Consider the following 26062-nt stretch of genomic DNA (forward strand, 5'->3'; position numbering starts at 1 on the left):
CAAGAAATATTTTTTTGGCGATCATATAGGGCTAAGGAGCGGTTTTAAAGCACTAAAACCTTAGATCAATTAGTGCATGATGCCAGTTTTATATTAAGAGTGGGATGTGAAATTGCTATATCATTATGTTTAGCGCTAGGCATTATTGAAGGCATTTTCAGTTATAATCACTGTGATTTTTACGCAACCGAGCTACAGCATGAACCGCAAGAAAAAAATTAAGCAGATCCACACCAAGCGACTAAAACAAGCTAAGGCTAAATTAGCGCCAAAAAATAACAAACCGCGCTACATATCTAAAGCAGATAGAGCAAAGCTTGAAGAAACCTCTGAAACACCTTCAGAGGTTTAAACTTTAACGTTAAAAGCTCTCTTTAAACACATGCAACGTAATGGCGAAACCGCTTTACCAGGCTCACAAGACCTCCTTTCCAATACAACAAAAACTTAAACTGGCACCTTTAAATATCTACTGATAATATAAATACTGTATATATAAACAGTACTTATTATGTTGCGCTTTATTCCTATCTACTCCAGCGCCGGTATCAGTGGTTTTGAATCACCTGCAGCTGAATATACCGAGCTAGCACTTTCACTCGATCAGCTACTCATTGATCACCCCCATGCAACCTACCTAGGCTTTGTTGAAGGTAGCTCTATGCGTGGTGTTGGAATATTCCCAAATGACCTTCTTGTCGTTTCGCGAGCCGAAACAGTAAAGGAAGGCGATGTAATTGTTGCCACGCTAAATGGCAACTTCGTCTGCAAAATCGCGAGCATCAAAGAGAGAAAACTTCTTTCGTCTGCTCCCGGCCATAAACCCTACCAATTATCCGAACAGGATGAATTTTCTATCGAGGGTGTGGTTACACGTTCTATTCGATTATTTCGCCCATTAAAGAAGGGGCTCAATTAAGATGTACGCCCTGATAGATGCTTCCGGAATGTACGCTTCATGCGAGAAAATCTTTGACCCTACAATTCGAAAGCGCCCAGTTGTTGTCCTTAGTAATAATGACGGCTGCATTGTCGCAACCTGCCCTATTGCTAAAAAAATGGGCATTCCCAAATTTGGTCCCTATTTCAAAATCAAAGACCAACTAGACAGAGCAGGCGTAGTTGCCAGATCCAGCAACTACGAGCTTTATGCTGATATATCTTCACGCATGATGGAACTCTGCGCCTCTTTTGCTCCAGAACAACACATCTACTCCATAGATGAATGCTTTTTACGCTTTGACCACTACATACCACCTGAAGGTTGGTATGAGCTGGGTATAAAAATCAGAAGGAAAGTATGGAAGGAGGTAAGGCTCCCCGTAGGCGTAGGCTTTGGCCCAACCCCAACCTTAGCAAAAGCAGCTAATCACGCCAGTAAAAAACTACCTGGTTTCAGCGGTGTTGCCGTTATCGATAACGATCAAATCAGAAAGCAGATTCTGCAGCAGATGGAAATTAGGGATGTTTGGGGAGTCGGACGACGTATAGGTGAGCGACTAAATCTTCTCGGCGTCAAAACTGCTTGGCAGCTAGCGCAAACAAAACCCGCGTTGATGAAGAAGCACTTCTCCATCTTAATCGCTAATACAGCAGCAGAACTCAATGGTTTAACAAGAATAAGCTGGGATGATGTCCGCTCACCCAAAAAACAGATTTACTCCACACGCTCTTTTGGACAACGCATCACAGGACTCACCGATCTAAAACAGGCACTTGCTACACACGCAACCATCGCCGCGCAAAAGCTAAGAGCCCAAGAGAGTGCTACCAGCAATATTATTGTTTTTGCACACAACTCTATCCACGATAAGGAATCATTTTTTAAACGCTCTGCATTCCACCAATTTGCCACTCCCACCTGCGATACTGCAGTCATAGTGAAAGTAACAAGCCAACTGGCTGAGCAGATATACCAAGCAGGCATTAGATACTACAAAGCAGGTATAGGCCTTTTAGAAATCTCTACTGCAACCCCCTATCAGCCAGATATCTTTACCCCTTCCGCTGACCAGCCTGAACTTATGAGATGCCTAGATCAAATCAATTCAAAATACGGCAGAGATACTCTCCATTTAGCCCGTCAAGGTATACAACAACACTTTAAGATGAAACGAGAGCTTCTATCTCCAAGATATACTACGAGGATAGAAGATATTCCTGTGATTGAGTGTAGGTAAACCTAAATAAATGCTATCACACTTAAAAGCTACTACATGGCCTAGTAAGTAGGCCCCTTCAGCGTTCCTCCAATAACAATTCGCATCTATAATTGGTACAGCTAATTCTGTCCGAACTTTTAATCTTAAAACTGAGAGGAATAGATCAGGACAACTAATGTATAGGTATGCAAAGCCCCTGTATTAAGCTCAAATTTCGTCTTATGATAGTAAACAACTGTCGCTTGTAAAAAAGCATTTACAAGAACCTATTCCTACCTGTACTTTCTTAACTGGCGATAACGACGAAACTGTCTCAATATTAAATTATGGATGTTTCGTTTTTCTCTACACCAATCAATCTATTCTGGTCACTTCTTATCGCCTTGGCTCTAGGCATGATCATAGGCATTGAACGTGGATGGTCTCAACGCCATCGCTCAGAAGGAAGTCGCATTGCAGGTATTCGTACCTTTGCTTTGACAGGGCTGTATGGTGGATTGTGCGCGGCACTTGCCAAAGACTATTCAAATTGGCTATTAGGCTTCGGCCTAATTCCACTGATCATTATTCTCGCTGTAGCCTTTAGTATCCGTCATAAGGAGAGCAACACCGTTAGTATCACGGGCATTGTAGGCCTATTGATTACCTATACTCTTGGAGCGCTTGCCGTGTCTGGTGAGCCAGTTATTGCCTCAGCCGCAGCCGTTATCGTAGCGTTGATCCTTGATGGTAAGCCCGAGCTTCACTCAGCACTTCAAAAGCTTGAAGAGTATGAGCTAGATGCGGGCTTAAGACTGTTATTAATCTCAATTGTTTTGCTGCCGATCCTACCAGATAAAGGTTACGGCCCATGGAATGCCATTAATCCGTATGAGATTTGGTGGCTCGTTGTACTGATTGCCAGCATTTCTTTTCTGGGCTATTTTGCAATCCGTATTGGAGGAGCTCGACGCGGCATTATGTTCACGTCCGTTTTTGCAGGTTTAAGTTCTTCAACAGCATTAACAATCCAATTCTCAAACCTCTCCCGGGAACAACGCGCCCTATGCCCTCTATTAGCAAGCGGAATACTATTTAGCTGTGGGACAATGTTTCCAAGAATTCTGATGGTATTGCTGGTTATCAATGCACCACTAACATATCAACTATGGCCCTCTATGATCATCATGATGGCTGGCTTCTATCTACCTGCGCTGTGGATTTGGTTTAAGTACAGTGACGGGGAAACTAACAGCGTCGAAACTCAACGAAATCCTTTAGCGCTTAGTTCAGCAGTCATCTTTGGGGTTTTCTTGATGATGGTAATGGTGCTCTCTAAAGCGTTAACAGAATGGTTTGGAGATACAGGCACACTACTTTTATCAGCAATCGCTGGTTTAACTGATGTAGATCCAATCACGCTGACGCTTGGCCGCCAGACACCTGAATCAATAGAGATAAGCACGGCTTTAGCAGGAATATTTATTGCAGCTACAGTGAATAGCTTAGTGAAGATGATGATCGTTGTATTTGCCGGTAACAAATCCTTATCAATCCGAACAGCCCCAGCAATGCTTGGCGCCATCTTTCTAGGCGCTCTGACTATTTATGCTACTCATCTAGCATAAATGCCCCTAACGACCACACAAGGTAATTAAAGCAACACGAGGAACATTTGGGAATAACTAACTATATTCCCATCAAAATTATCCGACGCCTTTTAATTTATATCCCATTCCATAAACCGTTTGTACGATTCTGGGAGCTCCTAAATCTTTTTCCATTTTTTGTCTTAAGACCGAAAGAAACTGATCCAAAGTTCGGCTATTAGGTAGATAAGCTCTACCCCAACATTTGTCCAAAATTTCGTCTTTCGATAGTACTCGCCCTCCACTTGCGTGAAGCAGCTGTAAAAACTCAAGTTCACGCTTACTCAAGCAGACTTTTTCATCAACATAGCTTAGTAGCATACAGTCAGTATCAACGGTTAACTCACCTAGTTGAAATGTTTTCGATTGTGCAGGCTCTCTCGATTTAAGGTACTGTTCTCGCCGAGCCAAAGCAGTGACCCGTGCAATTAGCTCATCAGGGTTAAAAGGCTTTGTCATGTAATCATCTGCACCTAATCGAAACCCTTCAATCTTATCGACTTGCTCATCAAATGCGGTAAGAAGAAGCACTGGCTGAAATAAGCCTCTTTCACGCATAACTGCACAAAGCTCTATGCCACTCAGATAGGGCATCATCACATCGAAAATGCATAAGTCAGGTTTGTATTCACCAAGCTGATACAGTGCATCTTTACCATTTTTCACGGTATGACATTCAAAACCTTCTTTTTGTAATAACAGCGCCAAGCCTTGGTTTAGATGAAGATCATCATCAGCAATTAATACTTTCATTGGCTTTCTTCTATCGGCAATTGAATGGTAAAAACGGAGTGCTCTACATTTTGGTAACTTATCTGACCACCTGCATTTTCTATAAGCTGTTTTGTTACAACAAGGCCAAGACCAAACCCTTCTTCGCTTTTAGTTTTCTGGGGATCATATTGGAACAAACTTGTTTGGCGCTCTGCTGTGATGCCGTCCCCGCCATCTCTGCAGGTTATCATCAAGCTATCGTTTTGTAGCAAAAAATCCAGTTGCGCAGGCTGGTGCGGCGCGTATTTAATAAGGTTATCAACGAGATTTACCACCGAGCATTCAAGGGCTTCACGAGCTACTGTCACCTTAGCTGTACATTGAATATCAATGGTCAAATCGATACCACTATGTTTCAGTCGTGGCTCAAAAGGGTTAATCAGCTGATGGTTAAAAGGCTCTAAATCAAGGGTCTCAAGTTTAGGCTTACTCACCAGGTCAGCATGTTCGAATAATATGGCGTTATTTAAAAAGCGTCGCATACGAAAAAATTCAGCATCAAATACATCCATATAACCTAATGTTTCTTTATGCGACTCGCTTCGGCGAACAAGATCTGAATAAAGCCTCAGATTTGCTAGCGGCGTTTTAAACTCGTGTGCAACTAATCTCAAAAAATCAGTCTTTCTTTCATTTTCTTTAATAGAGCATCGCTGTACCCAATATAACCAAGCCCCAAGCCCTAGCATGAGTACAATTAGAGGAAATAAGATGGCTACATATACAGGTTGAAGGTGTTGTGTGTCGGCATCGAGTGGTTGGTATATAAGTTGCCAATCGATAAAAATTCCACTTAAGGGCCAAGTTAGATTGGCACCGTGCTGTTCAAGGTTAGCCTTTTCCTTATTATTTTGTGAAACTGAACTTAACTGAAACTGATCTGTTTGATCAATTCTGGGTAAAGCATCTTTCAACTCTTCTGCTAACCATCGCTGCTTAAGCAAAACACAGTAATTTAATTCTGATTGCCAACAATGTAACAAGCGAAGATCTGAAGAATACCCTAGCGATAATGTAATAGGCTCTGACACTAAAGAAATATCTTGTATTTGCTTTTCTATAACGGCTTCAAACTGATCGAGTAGGTATTGCTCTCGCGGCAATGCTTGGATTTTATCAGGGGGAAAAACTCTATTAAGTTGATCATCGTAGATCAAAGTTAAATCGATAGCACCGTCGCTCATCACCAATTTTCGGAGATCATGACGACTACCATTTTTAGACTCAATCGACTCTCTTACTTTACGGAAAGCACTCTCTATCTCTTGGGCAAGCTGGATTTCGATTGCCTTCATCGTCATTTCCTGACGATGCTGTGATTCTATTTGTTTTAAAGCGGTCTCTTGGTTAAGAGCTCTTACTCCTAGTAAAGCCAACGTTATTGTTGATATGAGCATTAACAATAAAAGTGCCAAATTTGGCGATGATATCCCTCTCATTTTATCTAAAAAAATCCCCTCAAAAAGGAGACAGGTTTTTACCACCTGCCTCAAGCGCTCATCAAAAATCAGATTGAGACTTTTAAAACTGAGGTTTGTTTATATACCGGATGAAACGGGATAACAAATGTAAGTCACAAAGAGTAAGAAGGCCCACAAACCTATTTCTAAGGTTTCTGTAATAGGCTGTATCTTCCGAATTGCCCCATAAATATGCACTACTAACATTAATGTGAAGACGACAGCCAACATATCAAATGTGAACTGCAAACCACCCTCTGTATAAGCGCCTTTGAGAATAAAAAACTCAACCACTAATACAAATGCGCCTACACAACGTCCGAAGTATTCTGCTAGATCAGTGTCTTCAGGAACCCTCCACATCATCAACTTAGCCCAAGTCAAAGGCACAAAAAACAACGGGAGTGCAAAAGTCACCGTGGTTATCGATCCCAACACCCATAGATAAGTTAAAGCGAACTCCGAATATTGCCCTAGCATTTCAATTTTCCTTATTAGAATTTTGAAACGTAGGCTAATCGCATTTAAAAAGAAGAATGTCAGTGAATTGTAAGGATTGGATTGTGAAGTCTAATACTTTACGGCTAAAAATTAGGACGGGCACTTTCGAGACCATCACCCCAGTTTCCACGGGGTAACTAATAAACATCAGTTGCCTAATTAATGAGGCAACTGAAGGCGCATGCGCTGCCAATCTTCCGTGGGTGTATTCAGCATCATTTTCATATCGACTACGTCTTCTTCGATATTGAAGCTGTTCTCAAAACCCAGTTTCTTAGCCAAGTTTTGCATGCCTTTGTTGTTCGGCAGTGTCGAGCCAATTATCTGCAGTGTTCCTCTGCTGCGGCAGTAATCAACAATTTTGCTCATTAAGGCGACGCCCAGGCCTTCGCCTTGAAGATCATCGCGAATCACGACACTAAATTCGGCTCGAACGTTATCGGCATCGGTCACTGCTCTTACTACACCTAAAGTTTCCATCTCTTTAGAACCTTCACGTGGAACAGAAATAATAAATGCCATCTCACGGTCGTAATCAATCTGAGTCCAGTTCGCTAGTTCCTGATGGGTCGGTACACCACGGCTGTAGAAGTAACGTAGACGGATAGATTGCGAGCTAAGTTTGTTATAGAACTCGAGATGGTTTGGTTCATCTTCACCACGAATCGCACGCATAATCGCCTTGCGGCCAGAGCGTTTAAGAGTCATCTCTTCGGTGAGATGTTCAGGATAAGGAGAGATCGATAGATCACCTTCATCAGCAGAAATCGATACCGAAACATCTGTCGCCAACAGACCTGCTTTATTAACCAATAACGGATTGATCTCTAGGCATTTAAGGTTCGGTAGATCGACCACCATCTCAGAAAGATTCAACAACAATTTGCACAGCTGCTTCATATCTTGCTCAGGACGATAGCTGTTTTCTTCGAGAATTTTGCAAATACGTGACTGGCGAATGAGCTGATGTGCCAATGCCATATTCAACGGAGGCAACATCACATGACGATCAGAGAGTACATCAACCGTATGACCACCCGCACCAAATACAATCACTGGACCAAAGGTAGGATCTCGTGTGATACCTACATTGATCTGCAGAGATTGGAAACCACGCTTCATCTGCTGAATACAAAAACCCATCTGTTGCTCTGGGCCATAGCTCTCACCTACTCGATAAGAGAGTTGAGTAGTCGCATGTTCTATCTCTGAGGCTGAATAGAGGTCTTGAGCAATATCTTTCCAACGTAGACTACCCTGCTCATCGTAACTAAACGGGTAAACGTTATCTGTGTGTAGCGCTTTAACTCTGACAGAGTTCTCAATGTTCCTCGCCAGTTTCACGACATCATTAATATTATCGCTGTAGTACGTATTCGAAACTGGGATATCGTAGAGATCTAATAACGCACAGGCTTCTTTATGTTGCAGATAATCCCGGTTTTCCGCCAACGCATTTTGAATTAGATCTCTGGCCTTAATGTGATTTGGTGTATTTTGCTCTATATAAGGCGGTGGTGTTTGGCGCATCACTTCTTGGTTACGGCGAAATTCCACCATATACATAAAGGCATCAATAGACTCTTCAGGAGTTAAGAAAGTCGAAAGGCCTGCTGCGTTACAACGGTTACGCGCTTCTATCGCTGTTGCTCGACCCATAAAGCAGGTTAAGACATTACGCGGAGTTTTCTTGGCAACTTGAATCACCTGCTCTGCCGTTTCAACACCAGGAGCTAGGCGTGTCGGTGCATGTACCATTAGTACTGCATCGACATTTTTATCTTTGGTAAGTAGGCGTACCGCTTCAGCAAAACGCGCTGGATCGGCATCTGCATTCAAATCTACAGGGTTAGATCTATCCCAATGAGGCGGCAGGATTTCCGCTAATGCCTCTACCGTTTCTTCGGTTAAATGTGCCAACTGGCCTTTTTTATTCAAAAGGTGCTCTGTCGCTAAGGCATTAGGCCCCGTGCCATTAGATACAATAGCCAATCGCTCACCACGCATACGTTTCATATGCGTTAGGGTTTCTAAAGCGTTAAATAACTCATCGGAGGTTTCAACACGCACCACACCAGCCCGACGCAGCGCAGCATCATACACCTGATCATCATCGTAGATGCCTGGAGCGAGCTCTGTACCCGATTTTTCGCCACTGAAGGTATCGTTTTTAAGTACCAGTACGAGCTTGTTTCGCGATGCAGAACGGACCGCCGAAAGGAAATCTCTCGCAGAGCCGTCTACTCGATTTAGCTGTAATAGAATTGCATGGGTATAAGGATCTTGTGCGAGATAATCAATCACCGAAGGCAGATCGACATCAGCGCCACCGCCCAAGGTAAGAAAATGGGAAAAGCCGATCTCTTGACCGGTTGCCCAATCAATCATAGCCGTGCCTAAAATACCGGACTGCCCCACATAAGCGACCTTACCTTTTAGGATATTCACATGGGAATAGCTGGCATTCATATTGTGGCCGGGAACCAACATCCCCATACAATCTGGCCCTAATATTCGGATACCATAAGGCTTAGCCGCTTGTCTGACTTGATCACGCAAAGTTTGATGATTTTCATCTTCAATGGAAAGACCACCGGTTAAGATCATGGCAGCCTTCACCATACTCGCGCCAAGTGCACGAATGATATCTGCCACAGTTTCCGGGGGGGAACAGATAATGGCTAACTCGGGCATTTCAGGTAGTTGATTCAGTTGGCTGTAACATTTAACGCCATGAACTGACTCATACCCTTGAGAGTTTACCGCGTATAACGAACCCTTAAAGCCGCTTTCTTGTAAGTTTTGAAGAACCACCCCGCCCATACTATTTTCGCGGGCAGATGCACCAAATACAGCGATAGATGCTGGTTTAAAAAAGCGTTTAAGATATTTTGTAGACACGCCAATAATCCCTCGTAAACGGATAGATTGCAGTGTACTCCCTTTTGCACTGCAGCAAAACAAAAACTATATACCAAGGTCTTATAAAAAACAGTAATTCCACTACTTATGAGTGAGATCAATTTTTCTAGCAAATGCTAACTGGATACTAAGTTTCCAGCTTTATACGTATTTGCTATCTAAATGGGCTTTTGATAAACCAGCATCCATTTCATCAGATCCTTAGATCGCGCTCAATTTGGCTTGTTACGGGCTCTTTGCTCAATCACCCTTTATTCTCAAACTTGGCACTTCAGTTGCTATTACCTAAGAAACGAGAGTAAGTATCCACAGTCTCTCCTCATCCATAACAATTAAAAAGGATAGTCTAATGAGGACAATTTCCACCCGATTTAAACCAAGTCTAGCCCTAATCGCTGGTTCATTGATTGCTCCATCAGCTTTTGCTCACAGTAATCTATTAATGGAGTCCAGTTTGATCTCTGGCCTATTACATCCATTAACTGGGATCGACCACCTTCTGGCACTTTTAGCCGTAGGTTTCTGGGCGGGTCAACAGCACCTAAAAGATAATCGCGTAGTGCCTTTTACGCTTTTCAGCATGCTGTTAGTTGGCTTTTTCCTAGCGCTAAACGGCCTGATGTTACCTGCAATCGAAACAGGCATCGCGGTTTCCGTATTAGTATTGGGCCTTATGGTTTCTAAAGTGATTAATCTAAAAAGTGTTGTAGCCTTGCCACTGATTGCACTGTTCGCGATCTACCACGGTTCAGCTCATGGTGCCGAATTAGGATCTGCCGGTGTCGCAGCTTTTGCATCAGGCTTTATGTTGAGTACCGCGCTGCTATTTTGGGCAGGCAAAACGCTAGCTGATCAGATCAACCGTACCATTCCAAAACTAAATGCTTGGGCCGGAACAGGTATCGCTCTTTTTGGCGCTATGTTTCTAGTCGCTTGAACAACTCCTTTAACGAGGTCGTAATCCACTCCTTGTATCTCGTTATTCGCTGGCAATAGCATCTAGTTGTTGCCAGTACCTTTCTTTGCTTCACCACACCCAAAGTGCTTTGTCGGGTATTTTTTACCCGACTTTTTTCTCCTTTTAGGCTTTAGCTAACATATTCAGGATAAATCCTTTCCAATTTTCAAATCTGTACCATACTCAGGCTATATAAAGATCGATTTGTTAATCCCTGAGGCAGAGCTATGAGTCACCAAGGCTCCATAAATAGCGAATCTAATCAACAGCCCCTGTCTGATGAATCCTTACTTAAAGACGAGTTAACTGCGTCTAAAGAGCTATCGACCATTTATAAAAAAGAGAGCATTAATCCAGCTAAACGCCGTCGTTTAGAGGCAATGCGTGAGGAGAAGGAGCTTCAAAGGGATCTTCGTGAAATATTTGACGATGATGATTGGAAAGATTAACTCAAATAAAAAGGGCAGCTTATTTTAGGCCGCCCCTTTTATCTACGTATCATGTTAAGCACAGGCGGATGCTTTTTGATCTGTTATCTCCGAATTAAGCGGTTCTACATCTAACAAGTAAATATCAAGTTCCGTGAATTCAAACAAAGTGCTACACAGCGAACAGCGAACAGCGAACAGCGATAGATGCTACTACTCGGTGATGCTCTTAGTACGTTAAGGTACTTATGGGGTTCGCTGATAATTAATGATTCAATTAACTGTCTACAGTGGTCGCATTGAGAATCCATATCCCCACTCCCTGTTAAGTTGAATGGTATATCAAGAATGGTTCATATATAGCTGTTATTCAAACTCTGTAGGAACTTTTTAGATTTTTTTTATTCCCTTTAAAGCTATTGATACAATAGGCTTATGTTACAGATATCCAACCGCGTTTTTATCTATCCGCACGAGCTAGAGTTCAATGCCATCCGCGCCCAAGGTAGCGGCGGTCAGAACGTTAATAAGGTCTCCAGTGCGATCCATCTCCGTTTTGATATCAAAACCTCTTCCCTGCCTGAGTTCTACAAAGAGCGCCTACTCGCCTATCGAGATCAACGCATCACAAAAGAAGGTGTGATTGTAATCAAGGCACAAAACTCTCGTGACCAAGAGCGTAATAAAGAGGATGCAAAACAACGACTGTTGGAGCTTATCCAAGCCGCTACTGTTGTAGAAAAAGCAAGAAGAGCGACCAAACCCACACGAAGCTCACAACGTAAACGCGTTGATAAGAAAACTCAGCGCGGTCAGATCAAAAAGAATCGAGGAAAAGTGGATTATTAAAGCCAACTTCCTTAAGAAAGCTGACTAAACTCCACCTCAACTTGGTTATCCTCAGCAGTAACGAAAATTTGGTTTTCGCTCAGTGTAATTGTCAGCTCCATTGTACGATCACACAATGCTTCTAACTGGCTCACTTGATCCGAATCGAATCGAAATACCTGCGTCTTAGGCAATGTTTTTAGGCCTTCACCATTTTTAGCCCACCAGATATCTACTTCGCTACCGTAGGCATATAGCAGTACTTGTTCCGCTCGACTAACGCCTTTACGCATACGTTCAGGAGAAGCTTGTCCAACTTCAATCCAACAACTCACAGAGTTATCAGGGCGCACAATCCAAAGATCAGGCTCATCAGCCGTTGATAGGCCTTTGGTGAAATCAAGGTCTTGATCATAGTTCAGCGCGTAAGCGAGGATACGCACCATCATTCGCGTAACCGTTTCAGATGGATGCAGAGCAACTGTCAGCTTTTCGCTCGTGTAAATATCCCGATTCATATCCACTAAATTAAGGGAAACTTTGTAGATAGTTGGTTTAAGCGCCATGAGCTCAGCCTTATTCATTGGATTGGGGGCATCTTTATACTGCATCTCCTCTAAGTTTTAAATACAATCCTTGCTCTGCTTTTTTGACAACGCTGCTGAGGTCATTCATGGAATTAAAACATCTAGCTATTCGAGAACTAGTTAAAGAATCTGAAGATGCGCCTGCGCGTATTACAGATCGCGGTGGTGTTATTCCGACAACTGAACCGATTGCTAACCAGCTATTCGAAACTCTAAATTCTGCATTCAGCCGTCGCTCTAGTCTGACTCATGGATCGTTTAATCATGAGAATGAAGAGGGGTATCCATTTATCTCAGCTTTCGAAAGTTTTGTGAATGCAGAATGTAACGAGCAGAGCTTTGTTGAGTTAACAGAAAAAAGTATGTCTCAGTTAGCGGTTGCAATTAACAATCCTTCCGCCCATACCGCTCATGGTGGATATGTATTGTTTGCTATGTATGCCAGCGATCGTTACGAATATATGTTGATCGCACTCGTTAGAGATAAAGCAGGTATCGGTTTTGACAATGACCTTCACCCAACTGAGGTGATGGAGATAAATCTTGATCAACTTCATCAAGGTGCGCGGATCAACCTAACCACTTATAGAAAAAAGCAGGACAGCTATCTCAGCTTTATCGGCAGCAAAGAGAAAGGTGAAATTACCCATTACTTCTCCACAGCATTTGGTTGTACTGATGTCACCCCTTCACGCAAATCAACAGGTGAGTTGATTCGTGCTGCTCGGGATTTCTGTAACCAAAACAATATGAGCGATCGTAAAGAGGAAGTGGTTGAGGATGTAGTTAGCTACCTATCCAAGCAACGCACAGAAAAAGAATCCGCTAACCTAAACGACATAGAGAACCTGTTTGATGCTTACATTCCTCCCGAACAAGCAGAAACAGCAGCGGGTACCTTTGGTACATTTGCCAATAAAGGTCCATACAATGTTAGCCAGGAATTTCAGCCTCACACCAGCACAATTAATCGCTTCGCAAAACTCAAAGTAAAAGCTGATAACTGGAGTTTAGATTTCAATAAGCGCAGCCTTGGTGATCTAAATTGCAGTAAAGATATCGAATTTGATGAAGATAATGGGCGTATTATTATCAACCGTCTGCCGAGTAAGGTGATTAATCAACTTCGCGAGGCTTTAGAGCAGGAAGGTTAATCTGCTATCTGATGTAGTGTTTTGTAACTTCATACGAAGCTGAAATACAAAACACTACATGCTGAAAATCGAAAGGATATTTCCTTCAAGATCCTTAAAGTGCCCGAGCGTACCGCCCCAAGGTTGTTTCTCTGGTGGGGTAACAAACTCAATTCCTCTTTGAGTCATATCGTCATACACCGATTGAATATCCTCAACTTGAAGTGTGACACCCACAAAACGCCCCACTAAATCGATAGCCTCTTCAGTATCCGCATCAACCAACTCTAAGGCAATTTTGGCTGCACCCAACTCAAATTCAGCCCATCCCATATCTTCATCGATGAACTCGGGTTCTAAACCCAAGGCTTGGGAATAAAAGCCTACCGCAGCACTGAAACGAGTAACAAAGATACGTTGTGCATAAAACGTAAATGCCATTGGAGTTATCCCTCCTATCAAATTTAGTAGAGACCCAAACATCACTCATTGAGTTTAGCCAAGAATCGGTTATTTAAGCTCGAAAAAAACCACTGCATGAAAATTTGTATGCATATTCCTATACAGACAGCATCTCGACTTCAGAAGAAAATAGACAGCAGATAAAGCAATTTAACTGCTCCTAAAAGGCAGTCGCAAAAGAGGATAGTCAGATGATCATCAACGGATTTTTATTTGGGATTTCATACAGAAACAAAAGCCTTGTCCTACTAAAACTGATGGATTTACTTGCAGAACAAGGTTACGCCATGAAAGATTTCAAATTAGATGGCGATTACTTAGCTGTCGAGGTTATCGACCAGAAGAAAGATCGAAAAGATCATGTGGTTGAGATAATTAACCAACCTCAGCAGCCTGAAGAGATCATGTTCTTTATTCATGATGTACAACAAGCTGCATAAGTTGACCCAAATGAATTACATCAAAAAACTGACCCAACAGGATACGCTAACGAGCGCAGCCATAGTTGATAGAACGACAGTTAGGGAGGTTTCTTTCTCTTTTACATCATAGCGAATCGCCATAACGTGGGCTAAGGCCCCTGTTGGCAACGCAGCCAGAATCACAGCAGCTAACAGCCAGTTCTGGTCCTCAACTCCTGCGAGTTTGAAAATGACTAAAGTGAGCAATGGATGAATAACGAGCTTAACGATTACCAGCCAGAATAGCTCAACTTTACTTTGCTTAAGGGTTTTAAACTCAAGACTCGCACCTAAACAAAACAGAGCCACAGGCACGGTGGCTGGCGCTAGCAGATCCAAGGTAGATGCCAAAACATTAGGCAGTTCTATAGCAAATGCTGAGACTAATACACCAAAGAATGTGGATAAGAAGATCGGGCTGCGCAGCAATGACTTATCTAAAATAGCCAAAAATTGCTTTAACCCCGTTCCTTCTTGGCGCTGACTTTCCATCAAAAACTGCGTACCACCAATCTGGAATACATTTCCCAACAAGATGATACTAATCATCGCTCCATAAGCAGCTTCACCTAGCAAACCAAACACCATCGGAATGCCCATATACGCGTAATTGGAAAAGGTACCATTCAAAGCACGAATGATAAGTACCTCTTTATTACGCTCCGAGAAGAACAGTGCGCACCCCAATGCCGCCGTGAGCGCAGTTGCAACAACAGCGACGAGGAAAGCAAATAGATAAAGGGGCTGGAACAAACTATCCAAAGATAATTTATAGACTGAATTAAACAGCAATGCAGGCACAGCAAAGTAGTACACAAAGGTGTTGAGCGGAGCTAAGGATTGCTCTGCTAAAACGGTACGTTTACCGATATAACCTAAACCTATTAGCAAAAATAGCGTCAGTATTGTTTCTATGCCTGCCATGAGAATTGCTCGCTATAGCCAGAAAATTCAAAGCGCCAATTAGACCAATTCGTCCTCTTAACGTCCAGACATCATTCTGTCATAACCGAACTCTATGTTTAGGAATATGTAGCTAAAACATTTTTTGTGCACCGCACAAAAAAGTGTTGACTTGATCAAAAATCAGGCTACAATGAGCCTCATATTGTGCAGTGCAACAAATTAATTTTTTAGAGAGAACTATCATGACTAATACTGTTGATTTCCAGAAATCTTTCGATGCCGTTCAGTCTCTGATGAACCTTCAGGCTGCTGCGATCACTAAATCTATCGAACAGCAGAAAAAATCTGGTGAAGAACTAACTTCTTTCTTCCAGGGCGAAGCTGAGAAAGCAAAAGAGCTAAAAACTCCTGAAGAACTAATCAAGTTCAACATGGAAGCTAACAAAGCTCTATTCGAACTTCTAAAAGGTCAAGGCGAAGCTTTCACTGCAATCGCAAACGAAACTCGCGAAGCTGCAATGGCTGAACTTCAGGCGATCACTAAGTAAGTGATAACCTTCTTAAAAAAACCGGGCTTATGCCCGGTTTTTTTTTGCCTATCAGACTTTAAACCACTAGTCATACTTGTTAATTCCGCTACTATGTCAGTTAGTTAGTTCGAAACTACTATCTAATTGATTGTTGTATGAGGCGCCTAGGTGTTAGAGCAAACTCTGTTAGCAAGACAACCAATCCTCAATGCCAACTGTGAAACGGTTGGTTATGAACTTCTTTATCGAGATCCGAATGGTTGCCCTCCCGGGGAACTATTTGATGGCACCGCAGCTACCTGTGAAGTCCTCCTTAACGCGTATACCGGAATTATCCAGAGAGGTGCTCAACGCGTTCTTCCAGCTTTTATGAATATCAATGAGGAACTGCTTTCGGAGGAACTTCCAAGTTTTGCAGCAGATAACGTTGTTTTAGAAATAATAGAAGATGTTCCAATTAATGCTAAAACCATTGAACAGATTCGAGGGCTATCAGAGAAAGGCTTTAAAATTGCCTTGGATGATTTTACTTGGAGCGAAGATTATAAGCCTTTAATGGATGTAGTCGATATTGTAAAAATTGATGTTCTTGAAACCAAAGGTAAAAACCTTTTTCGCACAATGGAACATCTGGCACCTTACAATCTGACTTTGCTCGCAGAGAAAGTTGAAACTCTTAACGAATTCCATCGCTTTAAAAAATTAGGTTTCCAACTGTTTCAAGGGTACTTTTTTGCATTTCCTGAACGCATTGAGGGAAAGCGCATAAGTGGAAATGAATTAACCATAATCCAATTACTTGCCGAGCTTAATAACCCAGATGCAACTCCAGAAGGTCTAGAACAGATCATTGCTAAAGATCCTCGACTTGCAGTAAAACTTCTAAAAATTGTTAATTCGGCTACCTTTTCATTACAACGATCAATCTCCACTATAAATGAAGCCGTTGTTTTGCTTGGCCTTAATGAGCTAAAACGCTGGGCGATTATTGTTTCTTTATCAGGCACGTTAACTGTCCCTGACGAATTATGCCGAGAACTACTGATTAGATCTAAGATGTGTGAGCATATTGCGCCTCAATACAGCGCTGAACCAGGCCTCGCATTTCTCATTGGTATTCTCTCCGGTGCTGACGCCCTTTTCTGTATCCCAATGGAAACTCTGCCTGAACATATTCCATTAAACGACGAAGCAAAAATGGCGCTAGTAGACCGTAAAGGCAATCTCGGCTTGATGCTTAATGATGTGATTAACTTTACTCGTTATGAGTGGACCAATCTCTCAGGTCATGTCGATGAGCACACACTGCTGCAAGCTCAATCAGAAGCGATTACTTGGGCCATAGAAAGCCAAAAAGTCGCTACATCTTAAGCACTCAGATCAACGCCATTTCAAATAAGCTCTAAACTAACAAAACTCATAGTTTAGAATCCTCTAATACTCAACTAAAATACAAGTGGTATACAAAGCGCCTTAAACAGGGTGCTTTACATACCATAGAGCGACTCCTTCCTCTTAAGACAGGATGTCTATTATGAGTATTTTCATTACAAGTTTAGGCGCAACAGATAACGAAATCTGCGCACCTTTTACTCAGGCTATTCTTAACACACTAGACAACAAAGGCTTTAGTTTTTGTGGACTTCCAGCTGTTGAAGCCGAAATACTGATCAGCAGCAATCAAGTAAACTTTACGCTTCGTACCTGCAAAATTAAAACTCAACCGATTACGATCAAGTTTGGTGAAGTGCATGACTTTACTCGCCAATACCGTATTGAACACAGGGTTAACACTGAAATCCTATCTAAGGTTGAATACCTACTCTTGGAGCTAGAAGATTTAGCCTCCCACTGCACAGCAAAGAGCCATTGTTCTAATTGCGTAGTGACAAATCGCGGCCCCAATCCAAATAAACTGGCGTTTAACCACTAACCACCCGATGGCTCGCAAGATAAGCTGCGTGCGAGCCTTGGGAAGCTTTTCCACAAAGTGGTAGCGAGCGACATGGTAGCTAGGGTAAAAAGCAAAAATATTTAATAGCCTCTAGAATGGTTCTTCATGTGATTTAGCTGCATTGCTTGCCTGCTAGGTAACTAGCTGAAAAAAGGCTGTGCCCAAAACAGTCAATTAGGCACAGCCAAGATCAGAAAACAGTTAGTTGTTTATCCGATGAAGCACAGGTTACTCCATGGAGAAAAGCTACATCCTTTCCTCCACTAGCTCTGATTGATCTAATCTTTTTTTGTTAAAGCTGATGGCATTAAGCGCAGCTGTTACTTTGCTCTGATACCTTTGCCATACTCGCTCATGAATTGTCTGGGCTTGCTTTTTACCTAAGCAAAAAGCCACAAATTCACGCTCTGTTTCACCTTTAGGTTTTCTCTGGCCTAAAGCGAGCTCTTGATAGGCAACACCTTTTAGTTCTAGCACCCTAGCTTGCTCTATAGTGAACTCTCCACTTTTTGAGAAGCCATAAGGAAAATGCACTTTATCTTCGAAGCGTTTATCTGTACGGAAGCAATCATGAAACTTAGTTTCGAGTCCCATCACCAACTCCTTAAACCTATATATTTTCTGCAAGTATTAATGCAGATTCATGGAAGGTAAAACGATGTTTTTTGATCGTTATTGATCGAAAATTCTTATCACTTCTTCAGCATTTTAGAAGTCATAATTTCCATAATCCCATTCACTGTCTTCGCGCAAAGCTTTCTTAGCCAGGCGGTCTTCGATATCTCTCCAACGCGTCTTCCTTTTATTACGTTTATTCTCCTCAGAGTCCTGATCCCACTCATCATCAGTTTTTTTATGTCGTGCCGTTTTCCTGAAATGGGAGCCTCCCTCTTCAGGTTCATATTCATAATCTTCATCAAAAAAGTCGTTTTTATTCATGTCATCTTTCTCGAAAAAGGGCAGCACCCCTTACCGAAAGGTGCTGCCAAAGGAGCCTATGCAGTGCCCCGAGAGTCACCGCACAAGTTATCCATCAAGCAAACAGGAGCTGTAGGCTTAATAGAGGAAACAAGGTAATTCAATATATCTGAGACAAATTCAGGCTTAGCTAAGTATTCAGGTACAAATTGAGGTTTTGCAATCAGTTCTCTTTCAATAAGTTCATTGATAATACCGAGGTATGCAAAACCCGTTTTTCCCACATATAAGCTGCTAATATCACAATCTTTATAAAGCCTCAAAGCTTCACTAACACCTCGAAGGTATAGATAGTCCTTAGTCAAACCACCACTACGATGAACTCGGACAGATAATTTAAACGCATCATCTGTTGGCATTTTCATCTCTTCATGTAAATAACTGTAGGTATGACGAAAATCACCATACTTAAGCATCTCTTTAACAGCGATAACTCTGAGCGCAAGTCCCTGCAATCGTGTTAAGCACATATTGCCGCTATGGAATTCATTCAGAATGGCCAAACCTTCCTGAGTCATCGTGTTTCCAGGTAACCCTAATGAGAATATTTTTAAAGGCTGTGAGGCAGCATTCAATGTTGTTGCCATGTGCACACCTAATTCATGGTGCGCTAATGCGTTTACTTCTGTTTCAGTCAATAAAGCGTCTTTATTTACGTACAAGGTACGCTTCGCACCGGAAACCATTGCGGAAGCAACTATTTTTGAGGAAAGCTCTACTTTACACTTCATCCCCCAATCAGAGGCCTTCAAACGGAAGTACTCCACAGCCTCTGCAGCATCTATACGCTTATCAGTTTCCGGATCATATTTAGCCGCGTGTAAAAGAAATTGAGCATTAGCCTCATCTTCTAAGCTTGGTTCGCCGTAATATCGTAATGAGCTGTAGACAAACTGCGGACTGCCCGCATTCACCAATAAATCGATCTTGCTAGAGAGGCCATCGATCACTTGGCAGTACATCTGTTGAATACCAACGTCTCGAATCTTATCAACAGGTAATCGATACAGCTTTTCACGAAACTCATAAGGGTTAATGGCTAGAGGTTTATATCTAAACTCAGGTTGATAATTACCTTTCTTAGCTAAGAACTTTCGTTTTTCCTGCGCAATATTGACAGGATTAATATAATTGAGGGTTTCCATACCCTTCGCTAACTTAGCCAACTCCTTATCAACTTTAAGGATCGCTGGATCCAATTTAGAAGACAGCATATCTAAACGGCGCAACCTAGGCTTTTTAGAATGCGCTCTCGCGAAATATGCACCGATATCACTTAGCACATGCTTAAAACCTGACTTAAGCTCATCAAGAACAATTGGATATTTTTCGCCTGAAGCTTCATTCATGAAGACCTTTTTGACTTCACAAGGAATGACTAAGGTATTTTCATATCGGCTGTTGATGTGAGAAATAAGATAGCCGCGGCCATAAAAAACGTCGTCCAATGCAGCAGAAACAGTCTCATTTGATAGTTCCAGCTTACTCATAGATGCGCGAAATTTATCAATCACACGCCCCCAACGATCAATATCAATCTGTTCAGTACCCACATTAAAGGTAGGTACCTGCCTTTCTATTCGTTTGTAATTGTAAGAGTGCACATCAAATACAATGCAGGCCCCAAAAAGCTCTTCCACTTTTGCAACTAACGCATCGAGTACGCGGTAAAAAACTTTGTGCTTCTCAGTGCTTTTACGCCTCAAACTCTTCGGCAGATTTTTAACCCAAACATCTTTACCCCAAGCCTTGGTGTAGATACATCTTGCCAACGGCCTATTTAGGTCATACTCATATCTTGAATCCTTACCAATTAAAGTAATGGGCATTGATTCGATCAATTCACCGGTAAAGGGGTCTTCTTCATAAAGCCTTTCAGCTTCAGATAACGCACAAAAAGGCACCAACTCTTTACTGAAATTATGCCCATCGTGAACAGCAGCACAAACAGCCGGAGTGTATGCCTCAACTTTCAATGCAAAGGCTCCATCTAGATGCTCACATTCAAAGAAAGCACCTTCAGAGATTAATTTTAAAATCTCTTTTTCAGACAGTTTCTGCATCTTCAATTACCTTTCTGAAAGCGCTCTTACGCTCCAAAACCAGCTCTTTAGCTGAGACAACATTCTCAATAAAGTCGACAACTTTACTCTGTAGTTTCACTCTATTAAGACGATTGATACGGGTGATACCGCCTGGGCTAAGTACGTTGACCTCTATCAACTTCCCATTGATTACATCAAGCCCAACAAAATAGAGCCCATCACGAACCAATTGCGGCCCTATAGCGCGACAAAGCTCTTTTTCTTCTTTAGTAAGGTGATGTTTAACTTCTTTACCACCAGCATGAATATTTGAGCGGACATCATCTCCAGCAGGCACTCGACGCATTGCGCCTATAGGCTCACCATTGAGCATTAGAATACGCACATCTCCTTGATCTGCTCCAGTGACATACTCTTGTAAAATAACGTAGTTGCTCGAATCTCCCGATCCGATATAAAAATCCAGTAATGACCTGAAATTCTGTCTCGCATTTTTCTCAATGACGATAACGCCCTGACCACCAAAACCATTTAGCGGTTTCATGATCATTTTTTCAGTCGGTGAGTCCTTCAGAACCTGCTCTAGGTATTCACGATTTTTTGAAACATGAGTCGCAGGCACAAAGCGACTGGCATCACCACTAAATGAAGCCGGATAAAGTTTATTGTTCGCGACGCGCAGACCATCAATGTCATTCATAATGAACACATCATTTCGAACGGAATCTAAAAAGTTCAGTGCGACTGTATCCAAAGGTGGATTCGCACGCATAATAATCACGTCAAAACCGGCTAAGGGCAGTTTGCACCGTTTAAATTCAGCCTTACGATAAAAAGATGGAATATTGCTAGATAGCTTTGAATCACGCCTCAAAACATTACAAAAAGCGTGAGCTATGCTATCTCTGACAGTCAAACTATTTGGTGTAGTAAGCGCAACGGTATGACCTCTGGAAGCAGCCTCATGGATCATCCTTAAAGTAGTATCACTTTCAGGTGAAATACGTTCCCATGGGTACATCAAAAAGCAAATTTTCATTTCCACACCAAATATCGATTTATATTTTTAATCAAAAGAAAAAGACAAAAAAAAGCAGCCTATGTAAAAGAGAACTCTCGTCCATAGGCTGCTTTCGTATTTCAGATATTGAGGTCTAACTATAAAACAGCAGCCTTTGAGACATAACGCAACCACGTTCGCTCATGGATATTTGAAGGTTGTTTATCCCCCTTACAAAAATCCACAAATTCCCTTTCTAGAAGGACTACAGGCTGCCTGATACCTGTAGCGAAAGCGCAATATGCATGACCATGTTTTTCTAGCAATGCAGCCTCTTCTGCGGTAAAAGCATCGCCTTTATAGAACCCATCTGGATAATTTTCATGATCACTGAAACTACTTTCAGTCAAAAAAGCTACTTGAAACATTGTTAGGCCTAAACATTTATTTAAAGGTGCCAAACGGCTTAATTACCTTCAGTTGCAATTATTAATGCAGTGTTATTAACTGTAAAACGATGTTTTTTTATCATTTCAATCGATTTTTTTTATGGAAAAATTATGGATATAGGCCTGCTCAGAACATTCCTAGAAGTATCAAAAACTAGGCATTTCGGTAAAGCAGCTGAAAATTTATACCTGACACAATCGGCCGTTAGTTTTCGAATACGTCAGTTAGAAGAGTTAGTTGGACTGCCTTTATTTTCTAGGCAAAGAAATAACATTATGCTGACAAATGCTGGGGAGCGTCTAATTCCTCATGCAGAGAACATTCTCGCTTCGTGGCAGATCGCACTTCAGGACGTAGGGCTACCAGAGCAACAAGAGATGCATTTATCCCTTGGAGGGATCTCGAATTTGTGGGGTACTTTCTTACAATCCACATTGCCTAAATTAGCTGAGGCCTTTCCCCAAATATCGATTAGAACGGAAATCAACTCGCACTTAGAGCTTACCAGAGCACTCATCGCTGGAAGGCTAGATATGGCCGTTGTATTAGATCCCCCTAACATGGCTGAACTTAAGACTAATAAAATTGGCCAAATTGAGTTGGCTTTAGTGACTAATAAAAACGCTGCAAAATTCAGTGATATCTATGACTTAGGCTATGTTTTTGTAGATTGGGGAACCGCTTTCAACTTAAAACACGCTAAGTTATTTAAGAAACCGGTAGCGCCTGTACTCCACACAGAGCAAAGCCAAATAGCATTAGAATTTTTATTAACAAACGGGGGAGCAGCTTTCTTACCTGTCAGCCAAATAGAAAGCTACTTACAAGAAGGTCAGTTGCACTTAGTCCAAGGTGTCAAACCTGTGAAACGCTCCGTTTATGCGGTATTTAGTAAAACAATGAAAGACAATTTAAACATAGGGCCTATTCTAGAGCTATTAAATGAAGTAGAGCTAAAACCCGAAGCGACACTCCAACCTATCGAATAGAAACTAGATAACAGATTACCAATAGCAGATAGACGTACCTCGAAGAGGTACGTCTAATCTATGCACAACGACTAACACATGCAAATTCAAACTCGATTTTTCACATCGATTTATTAACCACCCTGTGGCTCGCAAGATAAGCTGGCGTGCGAGCCTTGGGTAGCTTTTCCACAAAGTGGTAGCGAGCGACATGGTAACTCGGATCAAAACCAAAGAAGTTAAGCTTCATCTGATTCAGTTCTTCGTCACGGTATTGCTGTAATGGCTTTTGCAGCTCATCTTGTTGACGTTGCAAGTTCTTGAGCGCCAGACGCTGCGCATATTCAACGGATGTAGCCAGATGCTTTGCATCGGCCTTGATTCGATTAAGAAAGCCTTCCCGGCTCTCATTGATACAAGCATCGATTAGCCCACTCTGTTCCGCTTCAGAGGCGGACACCGGTAATCGATTTTGCATCAATTGCTGCGCTTGTTCATCTCCGACTCGTTTAGGCAGGAGATAGGTCCAATATTCCGAGCCATACAGATTGCCCATGGACTTGTAATGGGGGTTAAGCACGATATTGCTACGCGCCACTACTTGGTCAGCGGCTAAAGCTAAAAAGACACCACCGGCTCCAGCATTGCCTTGCATAGCCACCATGGTTAACTGATTAGGTGAGTTAATAATCTCTAAACAGAGGTCATTCATCGCATTGATATTACACCACGACTCTTCTGCAGGACTCTCGGCTGCTTCGATCTGGTTTAGGTGAATACCGTTCGACCAAAATTCCTCTCCTCCCATTAGCACTAACACTTTGATTGGCTGGGCTTTTGCGTAGGCCACCGTTTGTTGTAAGCGCTGACATTGATCGCTATCCATAGCGCCATTGTAGAAATCAAAATAGAGATAGCCTACATCGCCTTCTTGGCGGTAACGAATCTCCTGCCAAGTAACTGTATCCGGCTGAATTTCAGGTGCTAGTGGCATTTCTGGCACACATTGTTCTTGAGGCGCCGAAGCAAGCTGCTTCGCTAAAAAGTGAGTCGCAGGCAGCTTAAAGTTAAACTCACTTTCTTCTGGGTTAACGCGTTTTAGATGGGTTACCCACACTGCAGCATCGCGGGTTTTAAGACAGATCGCACCGTCTCGAGTAGCGAGGATAGCCCCTGCATCGGCCTGCTCTTGCCCTAAGCTATGTTCAGGAAAAGCATTATATAGATAGTAATCCTGCCCACCGATTCGATCCTGCACACCCGGCGCTGAATCCGCTGTTCTGATCTTTGTTAAGATCTCTTGAGTGGAATCGTTTTGCCAGTCGATCTTACGATCGCTTTGCGCCATCAAACAGTTCCACTGCCCCAATATATCAGGCTGATCGTAATCCAGTTTTTGCGGCTTAAAGTCACCCGATAGAAGACGTTCTAGCGTTTGCTTTACTGCAGTCACTGCAGCATCACTGATCTCATTACGATAAAGGCTGCTTTTACTCGCCTTGCGCATTGGAAATCCGACTGACGCCCAAATATCGCCTGCGTCCATCTCTGAATTAGCTTCTAGGCAAGTCACGCCCCACGAGGTTTCTTGATTCAATATGGCCCAGTCAACAGAGGAAGGACCTCGATCACCTTTGATACCCGGATGAACGATAATACAGCGATACTTAGACCAGATAGATTCGGGAATCGCTCGTTTCAAAAACGGTGCAAGAATAAGTTCAGGCTTGAACAACTCCACCGCCTGTTCTGCTATTGCATCGTTGATATCAAATTCAATAGAGACATCGTGGCCGTCTCTGCGTAACTCAACAAACAAACGTTGAGTCAGGCTATTAAAGCTGTGGGTTAAAAATAAGATACGCATTAACAGATCCTCGGTAGCTGTTCACCGTTGATCCAATCAACCATACGGTTACCACCAAAGGCTGTCTGCATCTGCACAAAGCTCAAAGGATCGTCAGTCACTTCACCGACAATCGCGGCCTCTTGTCCTTTAGGGTGCGCCTTCATCACCTCTAATAGCTGCTCTGCCTTATCTGCAGGGCAGAAAGCTACCAGCTTACCCTCATTGGCAACAAACAACGGATCTAGCCCAAGGAATTCGCAGGCAGCTTGAACTTGTGCTTTTACCGGCAGCTGCGCTTCGAAGATCTGCATACCCACTCGGGCCTGCTGAGCGATCTCGTTCAGCGTGGCAGACAAACCTCCACGCGTAGGATCTCGAAGGCAGTGGATCTCAGGGACAGCTTCAACCATATCTGCAACAAGGTCATGTAGCGCTTGAGAATCCGATTCAATCGTCGTCTCAAACGTTAGATTTTCACGCAAAGACATAATGGCAACGCCATGATCTCCCAAGGTACCGGACACTAATATTTTATCTCCCGGTTTCACTTGATTCGCACCAAAATCCAATCCGCCCTCAATTACGCCAACACCGGTTGTATTGATAAAGCAGCCATCGCCTTTGCCCCGCTCAACCACCTTGGTATCACCGGTCACGATGGCCACCCCGACCTCTTCAGCAGCCTTAGCCATAGAATCTACAATGGTCTTCAGATCAGCCAGTGGGAAGCCTTCTTCCAAGATAAAACCTGCTGACAGATATTTAGGCGTAGCGCCGGACATAGCAACATCGTTAACCGTGCCATGCACCGATAATGAGCCTATATCGCCACCGGGGAAGAAGAGCGGTGAGATCACATGACTATCCGTTGCCATCACTACTTTACCGGCAGGCAAACTAAAACTTGCCTGATCATTCATCTGCTCTAGCCAAGGGTTTGAAAACGCTTGTAGGAACAGCTGATCAATCAACTGGGCCATCGCCTTGCCACCACTACCATGGGCCATCTCTACCTTGCCCTTAACCAGATCGAGCTCTGATGTATAAATCGTTTGTGTATTCATGAAAAACTCTCTAA

27 protein-coding genes are annotated in these 26062 nt (G+C 42.6%); 13 read left to right on the forward strand and 14 right to left on the reverse strand.

All coding sequences use genetic code 11. The annotated features are described in order from the left end of the window. Window positions 1-199: 199 nt before the first annotated feature. From ACMXYO_RS11335 to ACMXYO_RS11350, 4 genes are all read left to right on the forward strand, one after another. The gene (locus ACMXYO_RS11335) at window positions 200-352 is read left to right on the forward strand and encodes a DUF2986 domain-containing protein (RefSeq protein ID WP_415885222.1); all 153 of its coding nucleotides are present in this window, start codon (window positions 200-202) and stop codon (window positions 350-352) included. A 159-nt stretch (window positions 353-511) separates the two neighbouring features. After that, entirely contained in the window at window positions 512-919 is a 408-nt protein-coding gene (locus ACMXYO_RS11340; RefSeq protein ID WP_415885223.1) for a S24 family peptidase, read from the forward strand. A 1-nt stretch (window position 920) separates the two neighbouring features. Then, entirely contained in the window at window positions 921-2180 is a 1260-nt protein-coding gene (locus ACMXYO_RS11345; RefSeq protein ID WP_415885224.1) for a Y-family DNA polymerase, read from the forward strand. Between the two features lie 308 nt (window positions 2181-2488). Continuing rightward, window positions 2489-3769 (forward strand): MgtC/SapB family protein, encoded by a 1281-nt coding sequence (locus ACMXYO_RS11350; protein WP_415885225.1) that lies wholly within the window; start codon window positions 2489-2491, stop codon window positions 3767-3769. A gap of 78 nt (window positions 3770-3847) precedes the next feature. Here ACMXYO_RS11350 and ACMXYO_RS11355 read toward each other — a convergent pair whose 3' ends face one another. The 4 genes from ACMXYO_RS11355 to ACMXYO_RS11370 all read right to left on the reverse strand — a co-directional run bounded on the left by ACMXYO_RS11355 (window position 3848) and on the right by ACMXYO_RS11370 (window position 9426). Further along, on the reverse strand, window positions 3848-4543 hold the full coding sequence (locus ACMXYO_RS11355) for a response regulator transcription factor (protein ID WP_415883994.1): 696 nt from the start codon (window positions 4541-4543) through the stop codon (window positions 3848-3850). Further along, the gene (locus ACMXYO_RS11360; RefSeq protein ID WP_415888097.1) at window positions 4540-6048 is read right to left on the reverse strand and encodes a sensor histidine kinase; all 1509 of its coding nucleotides are present in this window, start codon (window positions 6046-6048) and stop codon (window positions 4540-4542) included. Before ACMXYO_RS11360 ends, ACMXYO_RS11355 begins: the two co-directional genes overlap by 4 nt. 54 nt (window positions 6049-6102) lie before the next feature. Continuing rightward, window positions 6103-6504 carry a hypothetical protein gene (locus ACMXYO_RS11365; RefSeq protein WP_415883993.1) on the reverse strand — a complete coding sequence of 134 codons (402 nt, stop codon included), beginning with the start codon at window positions 6502-6504 and terminating at the stop codon, window positions 6103-6105. Window positions 6505-6684: 180 nt separating this feature from the next. Next, window positions 6685-9426: a GNAT family N-acetyltransferase gene (locus ACMXYO_RS11370; RefSeq protein ID WP_415885226.1), complete on the reverse strand. Its 2742-nt coding sequence runs from the start codon at window positions 9424-9426 to the stop codon at window positions 6685-6687. A 370-nt stretch (window positions 9427-9796) separates the two neighbouring features. Between ACMXYO_RS11370 and ACMXYO_RS11375 the strand changes: the two genes are divergently transcribed. The 3 genes from ACMXYO_RS11375 (at window position 9797) to arfB (ending at window position 11682) form a co-directional block, all read left to right on the forward strand. Continuing rightward, complete coding sequence (locus tag ACMXYO_RS11375) at window positions 9797-10384, forward strand: HupE/UreJ family protein (RefSeq protein ID WP_415885227.1); 588 nt, start codon at window positions 9797-9799, stop codon at window positions 10382-10384. Between the two features lie 248 nt (window positions 10385-10632). After that, window positions 10633-10854, forward strand: a complete 222-nt coding sequence (locus ACMXYO_RS11380; RefSeq protein WP_415885228.1) for a PA3496 family putative envelope integrity protein — start codon at window positions 10633-10635, stop codon at window positions 10852-10854. Window positions 10855-11268: 414 nt separating this feature from the next. Further along, on the forward strand, window positions 11269-11682 hold the full coding sequence (gene arfB, locus ACMXYO_RS11385; protein ID WP_415885229.1) for an alternative ribosome rescue aminoacyl-tRNA hydrolase ArfB: 414 nt from the start codon (window positions 11269-11271) through the stop codon (window positions 11680-11682). A gap of 11 nt (window positions 11683-11693) precedes the next feature. Here arfB and ACMXYO_RS11390 read toward each other — a convergent pair whose 3' ends face one another. After that, window positions 11694-12227, reverse strand: coding sequence for a YaeQ family protein (locus ACMXYO_RS11390; RefSeq protein WP_415885230.1), 534 nt, complete (start codon window positions 12225-12227; stop codon window positions 11694-11696). A gap of 107 nt (window positions 12228-12334) precedes the next feature. Here ACMXYO_RS11390 and ACMXYO_RS11395 point away from each other — a divergent pair, with 107 nt between their 5' ends. Next, window positions 12335-13402 (forward strand): nucleoid-associated protein, encoded by a 1068-nt coding sequence (locus ACMXYO_RS11395; protein ID WP_415885231.1) that lies wholly within the window; start codon window positions 12335-12337, stop codon window positions 13400-13402. Between the two features lie 54 nt (window positions 13403-13456). Here the strand turns inward: ACMXYO_RS11395 and ACMXYO_RS11400 are convergent, their stop codons facing one another. Beyond that, window positions 13457-13822 (reverse strand): VOC family protein, encoded by a 366-nt coding sequence (locus ACMXYO_RS11400; protein ID WP_415885232.1) that lies wholly within the window; start codon window positions 13820-13822, stop codon window positions 13457-13459. Window positions 13823-14034: 212 nt separating this feature from the next. Here ACMXYO_RS11400 and ACMXYO_RS11405 point away from each other — a divergent pair, with 212 nt between their 5' ends. After that, window positions 14035-14283, forward strand: a complete 249-nt coding sequence (locus ACMXYO_RS11405; RefSeq protein WP_415885233.1) for a hypothetical protein — start codon at window positions 14035-14037, stop codon at window positions 14281-14283. A 15-nt stretch (window positions 14284-14298) separates the two neighbouring features. Here ACMXYO_RS11405 and ACMXYO_RS11410 read toward each other — a convergent pair whose 3' ends face one another. Next, window positions 14299-15228 (reverse strand): AEC family transporter, encoded by a 930-nt coding sequence (locus ACMXYO_RS11410; RefSeq protein WP_415885234.1) that lies wholly within the window; start codon window positions 15226-15228, stop codon window positions 14299-14301. A gap of 224 nt (window positions 15229-15452) precedes the next feature. Here ACMXYO_RS11410 and ACMXYO_RS11415 point away from each other — a divergent pair, with 224 nt between their 5' ends. The 3 genes from ACMXYO_RS11415 (at window position 15453) to ACMXYO_RS11425 (ending at window position 17673) form a co-directional block, all read left to right on the forward strand. Continuing rightward, window positions 15453-15758 carry a hypothetical protein gene (locus ACMXYO_RS11415; protein WP_415883983.1) on the forward strand — a complete coding sequence of 102 codons (306 nt, stop codon included), beginning with the start codon at window positions 15453-15455 and terminating at the stop codon, window positions 15756-15758. A 150-nt stretch (window positions 15759-15908) separates the two neighbouring features. Further along, on the forward strand, window positions 15909-17111 hold the full coding sequence (locus ACMXYO_RS11420) for an EAL and HDOD domain-containing protein (RefSeq protein WP_415885235.1): 1203 nt from the start codon (window positions 15909-15911) through the stop codon (window positions 17109-17111). Between the two features lie 163 nt (window positions 17112-17274). Next, window positions 17275-17673, forward strand: coding sequence for a hypothetical protein (locus tag ACMXYO_RS11425; protein WP_415885236.1), 399 nt, complete (start codon window positions 17275-17277; stop codon window positions 17671-17673). A gap of 267 nt (window positions 17674-17940) precedes the next feature. Here ACMXYO_RS11425 and maoP (ACMXYO_RS11430) read toward each other — a convergent pair whose 3' ends face one another. The 5 genes from maoP (ACMXYO_RS11430) to maoP (ACMXYO_RS11450) form a co-directional block, all read right to left on the reverse strand. After that, window positions 17941-18288 (reverse strand): DUF413 domain-containing protein, encoded by a 348-nt coding sequence (gene maoP, locus ACMXYO_RS11430; protein ID WP_415885237.1) that lies wholly within the window; start codon window positions 18286-18288, stop codon window positions 17941-17943. Window positions 18289-18402: 114 nt separating this feature from the next. Continuing rightward, window positions 18403-18633: a hypothetical protein gene (locus ACMXYO_RS11435; RefSeq protein ID WP_415885238.1), complete on the reverse strand. Its 231-nt coding sequence runs from the start codon at window positions 18631-18633 to the stop codon at window positions 18403-18405. Between the two features lie 56 nt (window positions 18634-18689). Continuing rightward, complete coding sequence (locus ACMXYO_RS11440) at window positions 18690-20735, reverse strand: flavohemoglobin expression-modulating QEGLA motif protein (protein WP_415885239.1); 2046 nt, start codon at window positions 20733-20735, stop codon at window positions 18690-18692. Further along, window positions 20719-21756, reverse strand: coding sequence for a glutathione synthase (gshB, locus tag ACMXYO_RS11445; RefSeq protein WP_415885240.1), 1038 nt, complete (start codon window positions 21754-21756; stop codon window positions 20719-20721). The genes ACMXYO_RS11440 and gshB overlap by 17 nt, the downstream gene beginning before the upstream one ends. Before the next feature lie 119 nt (window positions 21757-21875). Beyond that, on the reverse strand, window positions 21876-22145 hold the full coding sequence (maoP, locus tag ACMXYO_RS11450) for a DUF413 domain-containing protein (protein ID WP_415885241.1): 270 nt from the start codon (window positions 22143-22145) through the stop codon (window positions 21876-21878). A gap of 69 nt (window positions 22146-22214) precedes the next feature. Here maoP (ACMXYO_RS11450) and ACMXYO_RS11455 point away from each other — a divergent pair, with 69 nt between their 5' ends. Then, a complete protein-coding gene (locus ACMXYO_RS11455; protein WP_415885242.1) occupies window positions 22215-23156 on the forward strand; it encodes a LysR family transcriptional regulator in 942 nt (313 codons plus the stop codon). Window positions 23157-23256: 100 nt separating this feature from the next. Here ACMXYO_RS11455 and ACMXYO_RS11460 read toward each other — a convergent pair whose 3' ends face one another. Next, window positions 23257-25002 (reverse strand): hydrogenase maturation protein, encoded by a 1746-nt coding sequence (locus ACMXYO_RS11460; RefSeq protein ID WP_415885243.1) that lies wholly within the window; start codon window positions 25000-25002, stop codon window positions 23257-23259. Continuing rightward, complete coding sequence (hypE, locus tag ACMXYO_RS11465) at window positions 25002-26048, reverse strand: hydrogenase expression/formation protein HypE (RefSeq protein ID WP_415885244.1); 1047 nt, start codon at window positions 26046-26048, stop codon at window positions 25002-25004. The genes ACMXYO_RS11460 and hypE overlap by 1 nt, the downstream gene beginning before the upstream one ends. Between the last annotated feature and the right edge of the window lie 14 nt (window positions 26049-26062).

The organism is Neptuniibacter sp. QD37_6 (assembly GCF_047778085.1).
Lineage (GTDB): Bacteria > Pseudomonadota > Gammaproteobacteria > Pseudomonadales > Balneatricaceae > Neptuniibacter.

Bases quoted from the DNA above. Each gene is read 5' to 3' on its own strand.
- ACMXYO_RS11350 (WP_415885225.1), top strand. From the start codon at position 2,489: ATGGATGTTTCGTTTTTCTCTACACCAATCAATCTATTCTGGTCACTT.
- maoP (WP_415885237.1), bottom strand. From the start codon at position 18,288: ATGGGACTCGAAACTAAGTTTCATGATTGCTTCCGTACAGATAAACGC.
- ACMXYO_RS11405 (WP_415885233.1), top strand. From the start codon at position 14,035: ATGATCATCAACGGATTTTTATTTGGGATTTCATACAGAAACAAAAGC.
- ACMXYO_RS11355 (WP_415883994.1), bottom strand. From the start codon at position 4,543: ATGAAAGTATTAATTGCTGATGATGATCTTCATCTAAACCAAGGCTTG.
- ACMXYO_RS11415 (WP_415883983.1), top strand. From the start codon at position 15,453: ATGACTAATACTGTTGATTTCCAGAAATCTTTCGATGCCGTTCAGTCT.
- ACMXYO_RS11390 (WP_415885230.1), bottom strand. From the start codon at position 12,227: ATGGCGCTTAAACCAACTATCTACAAAGTTTCCCTTAATTTAGTGGAT.
- maoP (WP_415885241.1), bottom strand. From the start codon at position 22,145: ATGTTTCAAGTAGCTTTTTTGACTGAAAGTAGTTTCAGTGATCATGAA.
- hypE (WP_415885244.1), bottom strand. From the start codon at position 26,048: ATGAATACACAAACGATTTATACATCAGAGCTCGATCTGGTTAAGGGC.
- ACMXYO_RS11345 (WP_415885224.1), top strand. From the start codon at position 921: ATGTACGCCCTGATAGATGCTTCCGGAATGTACGCTTCATGCGAGAAA.
- gshB (WP_415885240.1), bottom strand. From the start codon at position 21,756: ATGAAAATTTGCTTTTTGATGTACCCATGGGAACGTATTTCACCTGAA.
- ACMXYO_RS11340 (WP_415885223.1), top strand. From the start codon at position 512: ATGTTGCGCTTTATTCCTATCTACTCCAGCGCCGGTATCAGTGGTTTT.
- ACMXYO_RS11335 (WP_415885222.1), top strand. From the start codon at position 200: ATGAACCGCAAGAAAAAAATTAAGCAGATCCACACCAAGCGACTAAAA.
- ACMXYO_RS11440 (WP_415885239.1), bottom strand. From the start codon at position 20,735: ATGCAGAAACTGTCTGAAAAAGAGATTTTAAAATTAATCTCTGAAGGT.
- ACMXYO_RS11395 (WP_415885231.1), top strand. From the start codon at position 12,335: ATGGAATTAAAACATCTAGCTATTCGAGAACTAGTTAAAGAATCTGAA.
- ACMXYO_RS11400 (WP_415885232.1), bottom strand. From the start codon at position 13,822: ATGGCATTTACGTTTTATGCACAACGTATCTTTGTTACTCGTTTCAGT.
- ACMXYO_RS11380 (WP_415885228.1), top strand. From the start codon at position 10,633: ATGAGTCACCAAGGCTCCATAAATAGCGAATCTAATCAACAGCCCCTG.
- ACMXYO_RS11365 (WP_415883993.1), bottom strand. From the start codon at position 6,504: ATGCTAGGGCAATATTCGGAGTTCGCTTTAACTTATCTATGGGTGTTG.
- ACMXYO_RS11375 (WP_415885227.1), top strand. From the start codon at position 9,797: ATGAGGACAATTTCCACCCGATTTAAACCAAGTCTAGCCCTAATCGCT.
- arfB (WP_415885229.1), top strand. From the start codon at position 11,269: ATGTTACAGATATCCAACCGCGTTTTTATCTATCCGCACGAGCTAGAG.
- ACMXYO_RS11460 (WP_415885243.1), bottom strand. From the start codon at position 25,002: ATGCGTATCTTATTTTTAACCCACAGCTTTAATAGCCTGACTCAACGT.
- ACMXYO_RS11425 (WP_415885236.1), top strand. From the start codon at position 17,275: ATGAGTATTTTCATTACAAGTTTAGGCGCAACAGATAACGAAATCTGC.
- ACMXYO_RS11410 (WP_415885234.1), bottom strand. From the start codon at position 15,228: ATGGCAGGCATAGAAACAATACTGACGCTATTTTTGCTAATAGGTTTA.
- ACMXYO_RS11435 (WP_415885238.1), bottom strand. From the start codon at position 18,633: ATGAATAAAAACGACTTTTTTGATGAAGATTATGAATATGAACCTGAA.